This is a genomic window from Pseudomonas fluorescens (assembly GCF_001648775.1).
GTDB classification, from domain to species: domain Bacteria; phylum Pseudomonadota; class Gammaproteobacteria; order Pseudomonadales; family Pseudomonadaceae; genus Aquipseudomonas; species Aquipseudomonas fluorescens_M.
The window spans coordinates 1-476 of the sequence record NZ_LVEJ01000047.1 but is presented as its reverse complement, the minus strand read 5'-3'; the positions used below and the strand labels follow the sequence as shown (position 1 = coordinate 476).

Genomic DNA, 476 nt, shown 5'->3' with positions numbered 1-476 from the left:
TGTTTGTTCAGTTCCGGTGCAGACGTCAGCTCCGCCAAGCGCAACGCGGAAGCCGCCAACCATTCCCGTGCGCGCGGCGACTTGATCTTCGCCAGCACCTTGCTGCTCAGGCGCAATGGCACACCGATGCCACCTGACACCCGCATCAATAGAAAGCTGATCAGCAGTTCGACGCGAACCTCGGCCACCACTTCGGCCAGGTATTGCGGCGGCAGCATCTTCAACCAACTGGTGAACGCGGCCAGATGAATGAACATCAGCGGTTCATCGCTGAGCATCAGCAGGCCGTTGGCAATCGCTTCGCTGGAAGCTTGCAGCAGCGCTTCAAGTTCGACCTCGCTGAGGTATGCCAGCAGTTTTTCACTGTTGGCCTGCAAGTCGGCGAGCAGGGCGAAGAGCTGTTGGATGTCGTCCCAAACGCCATTCAGGGACTTCTCGAAGCCGTGCCAATCGGCTTGTTGCAGTTGACCGTAGCG

At 58.8% G+C, this 476-nt stretch carries 1 protein-coding gene; it reads right to left on the bottom strand.

Annotated elements, in window-relative coordinates; genetic code table 11:
• The coding region (locus A8O26_RS30010; protein WP_437339894.1) for a hypothetical protein at nucleotides 1-476 on the bottom strand (476 nt) is incomplete at both ends.